This is a genomic window from Marivita sp., from assembly GCF_017643905.1.
Classification (GTDB): domain Bacteria; phylum Pseudomonadota; class Alphaproteobacteria; order Rhodobacterales; family Rhodobacteraceae; genus Marivita.
The window spans coordinates 1-3,702 of record NZ_JAEPMO010000248.1 but is presented as its reverse complement, the minus strand read 5'-3'; the positions used below and the strand labels follow the sequence as shown (position 1 = coordinate 3,702).

Below are 3,702 nucleotides of genomic sequence, written 5' to 3'. Positions count from 1 at the left end.
CCCGATCCTGGCTTGGACCAGGCTCGGGGGGTGTTTGACGTCAGCGTGCGCGAAAACACTGCGCCACTCAGCCGGGACGAGCTGATCCAGAGCCTTTCGGAGTATGACGTTGTGCTGCCCACGCTTGGCGATGCCTATCGTGCGGACATCTTTGATGCGGTGCCGGAAAAGCGGACCAAGCTGCTGGCGAATTTCGGGGTGGGGTACAACCATATCGACGCCGCAGCGGCGCGCGCCGCTGGCATCGAGGTGACCAATACGCCGGGCGCTGTCACCGATGCGACCGCCGACATTGCCCTGACGCTGATGCTGATGACCTGCCGCCGTGCTGGTGAGGGCGAACGCATGCTGCGTGCAGGGCAGTGGCACGGTTGGCATCCGACGCAGCTTTTGGGGCTGCACATGTCCGGAAAGACGCTGGGCGTGGTCGGTATGGGCCGCATCGGTCAGGCCATCGCGCAGCGCGCGCATTTTGGATTTGGCATGGCGGTAAAGTACTACAACCGATCCCCGAAAGAGATGCCGTTCCCGGCGGAACAGGTGGTCGAACTGGCCGAGCTTGCCGCGCAGGTGGACGTGCTTGTGGTTGCCGTTCCCGGCGGGGCAGAGACCCACCATCTGATCAACGCATCGGTCCTGAACGCCATGCAGCCCCATGCGCATCTGGTGAACATCGCGCGCGGGGATGTGGTCAACGAGGCCGATTTGATTTCTGCACTCTCCCAGGGGCGGATCGCTGGCGCGGGGCTTGATGTGTACGAGTTTGAACCAATGGTGCCGCAGGCGCTGATCGACATGCAGAACGTCACGCTCCTGCCGCATCTGGGCACTGCCGCGCTTGAAGTGCGCACGGCAATGGGGCTGATGGCGGTCGACAATGCAATTGCCTTCGCCAACGGACAGCCCCTGCCAAACGCCGTTTGACCCCAGCAGTTCTTCGATCCGTGTGAAAGGCTTTGCCATTGCGCAGCGTCGCACTTGACCCCGGCGCACGGGTGAAGTCTGGTCTCTGCACGAAAAAAGGACCGTTGCCATGATCCAGCCCGCCATCACCGGAAGCGGTGTGTTCACCCCGGAGAACATCATCACCAATGATGAACTCGTGGTGGCCTTCAACGCCTATGCCGACCGGATCAATGCCGAAAATGCAGACGCGATTGCCTCTGGCGAGATGGAACCTGTCCCCCATTCCAGTGCTGATTTCATTGTTTCGGCATCGGGGATCGAACAGCGCTATGTGATGGACAAGGCCGGTGTTCTCGACCCCAAGCGCATGTTCCCGCACCTGCGCGCGCGGTCTGATGAAGAACCGTCGATCATGGCGGAAATGGCGGTCGATGCGATCACCAAGGCGCTGGCGCAGGCGGGACGCGATGCGTCAGAGGTTGATCTTGTGATCTGCGCAGCATCAAACCACGAACGCGCCTATCCTGCAGTAGCGGTCGAAATCCAGAGTCTGATAGGGGCTGGCGGCTTTGCCTTTGACATGAACGTGGCCTGTTCGTCGGCCACGTTCGGTATTCAGGCCGCCGCTGACATGGTGCGGTCGGGATCGGTCAAATGTGCCATCGTCGGTAACCCCGAGATCTGTTCTGCGCATCTCGAATGGCGCGACCGGGACTGTCACTTCATCTTTGGCGACGTGGCGACAGCCGTGGTGATCGAGCCTCAGGCCAATGCCAAGGGGGCGCATTTCACCATTCATGGCACCCGCTGCGCCACCGAGTTCTCGAACAACATCCGCAACAACAATGGGTTTTTGCGCCGAACACGGGACCAGATGGAAGATCGCCGCGACATGCAGTTCATGCAGAACGGGCGCAAGGTGTTCAAGGAAGTGCTGCCGATGGTCTCGGCGCATATCCTGGGCCACTTGGAAGATGAAGGCTGGCGTGCGGACAGCCTCAGACGGTTGTGGCTGCATCAGGCCAACAAGACGATGAACGATTTTATCGGGAAGAAGGTTCTGGGTCGGACGCCTGAGCCGGGGGAACAGCCAAACATCCTGCAGGACTATGCCAATACGTCCTCAGCCGGGTCGATCATCGCCTTTTCGAAATACTCGGACGACATGCAACCGGGTGACCGCGGCGTGATCTGCTCGTTTGGGGCAGGCTATTCGGTCGGGTCAGTGTTGATCGAACGCGCATAGAAAAAGAGGGCCAATCGGCCCTCTTCGCAGTAGATCGTCAAAGGCAGGATCAGTTCCAGAAGCCTTCGTCGACCGACTCCATCTGCTCCAGCTCTTCTTCGCTGAACTTGGTCACGAACGCATAGCTGCGGTCGTCAACAGCCACGAGATTCACGTCGGACACCGGGATCATCACGTGTTTGTCCGCGATGTCGAGGAAGCCACCGATCTCGGCCACGATGCCAATCATCTGGCCGCTCTTGTTCAGAACGATGTCCTCGATCTCGCCGATGTTGTTCCAGTTGGCACCGACTTCGGTGTGGATAGTGTCCATCGACCAGCCTTCGTCATTGGCGGCATTGGTCGTGTAGATCGTACCGCCGGTGATGTCGCGGGTGCGGATCAGGTTGGCCGGATCATCCATCGACATGTTGTCCGCCATCGTGGTGTCAGTCATGCCGGTTGCCGCGTTTTCCGTTGTCATTTCGCCGGACGTGTGGCTGCCGGCCCATGCACCGGTGGTTGCGACGGTCAGGGCGAGTGCGCTTGCAAAAAGCTTGTTCATGATATCCTCCTGGATTGTGTTGCTTCTGGAGACACAACCAAGGCTGGGACAGGATGTTCCACGGAATATTTTTTCTCCGTGATGGAACTTTTTGGGACTAAAGCGAACCGGTTTCCTGCCGCCAATGTTTGCGGCAGAGGCTGACATAGGTCTCGTTTCCGCCGATCTGCACCTGCGCGCCTTCCGTCAGAACGTTGCCCTGGTCATCCTTGCGCACCACCATTGTCGCCTTGCGTCCGCAATGGCAGATCGTGCGCACCTCGCGCAGCGAATCCGCCAGCGCCAGCAGAGTCGCGGAGCCGGGAAACAGCTGTCCCTGGAAATCGACGCGTAGCCCGTAAGCCATCACTGGCACGCCCAGATCATCCGCGACACGGGCGAGTTGCCAAACCTGCTCTGGCGTCAGGAACTGCGCTTCGTCGATAAAGATGCAGGCCAATTCGGTCTTTGCCATGACCTCTTCGATCCGCTGAAACAGATCGTCCATCGGCGAAAACGTCTCCGCCTCACGGGCAAACCCGATGCGCGAACCGATCTTGCCCATCCCGGCCCGGTTATCGAATGCCGCTGTCATGCGGTACACCGACATACCGCGCTCTTCGTAATTGTGCGCAGCCTGAAGCAGCAGGGTCGATTTGCCTGCGTTCATGGTGGAGTAGTTGAAATAGAGCTTCGCCATGATCTGCCACATGCCCCAACCGGACAGGGCGCGCAAGAGAGGCGTGCTCAGGATGCGCCGTTGCCGATTCCGTGAGTGGTGACATGACCTCGAAAAGGTCCTGCCTGTATCGGCGAAGTGACTGCGCATCCTGAAACCGGACCAGTTTTGGCACTGTGCCCGGTGTGCCTTGACGACCGACTAATTCAGGTCTCCCAAGTTCGACAAAATCCGCCGAAATTCGCCTGAATTGAGGGTGGCTGGCTGAGTTATTTCAATGATTTAGCGGTTGTGTTCGGGCAAATTTCTGTAGTCACACACATTGCCTATATTGGTGTTGTTTAGTTG

General features: G+C 59.0%; 4 protein-coding genes. 2 read left to right on the top strand and 2 right to left on the bottom strand.

Annotated features, from left to right (window positions below; translation table 11 throughout):
- The first annotated feature begins 12 nt into the window (after positions 1-12).
- Together JJ869_RS22675 and JJ869_RS22670 are read left to right on the top strand one after the other, a co-directional pair.
- On the top strand, positions 13-924 hold the full coding sequence (locus tag JJ869_RS22675) for a D-glycerate dehydrogenase (protein WP_292271096.1): 912 nt from the start codon (positions 13-15) through the stop codon (positions 922-924).
- 109 nt (positions 925-1,033) lie between these two features.
- Entirely contained in the window at positions 1,034-2,152 is a 1,119-nt protein-coding gene (locus tag JJ869_RS22670) for a beta-ketoacyl-ACP synthase III (protein WP_292271092.1), read from the top strand.
- A 49-nt stretch (positions 2,153-2,201) separates the two neighbouring features.
- Here JJ869_RS22670 and JJ869_RS22665 read toward each other — a convergent pair whose 3' ends face one another.
- Positions 2,202-2,696, bottom strand: coding sequence for a PRC-barrel domain-containing protein (locus JJ869_RS22665; protein WP_292271088.1), 495 nt, complete (start codon positions 2,694-2,696; stop codon positions 2,202-2,204).
- 97 nt (positions 2,697-2,793) lie between these two features.
- On the bottom strand, positions 2,794-3,375 hold the full coding sequence (locus JJ869_RS22660) for a thymidine kinase (protein WP_292271094.1): 582 nt from the start codon (positions 3,373-3,375) through the stop codon (positions 2,794-2,796).
- Between the last annotated feature and the right edge of the window lie 327 nt (positions 3,376-3,702).

Excerpts from the sequence above, each read along its gene's own strand:
- JJ869_RS22670 (WP_292271092.1), top strand. The coding sequence starts at position 1,034 with ATGATCCAGCCCGCCATCACCGGAAGCGGTGTGTTCACCCCGGAGAAC.
- JJ869_RS22665 (WP_292271088.1), bottom strand. The coding sequence starts at position 2,696 with ATGAACAAGCTTTTTGCAAGCGCACTCGCCCTGACCGTCGCAACCACC.
- JJ869_RS22660 (WP_292271094.1), bottom strand. The coding sequence starts at position 3,375 with ATGGCGAAGCTCTATTTCAACTACTCCACCATGAACGCAGGCAAATCG.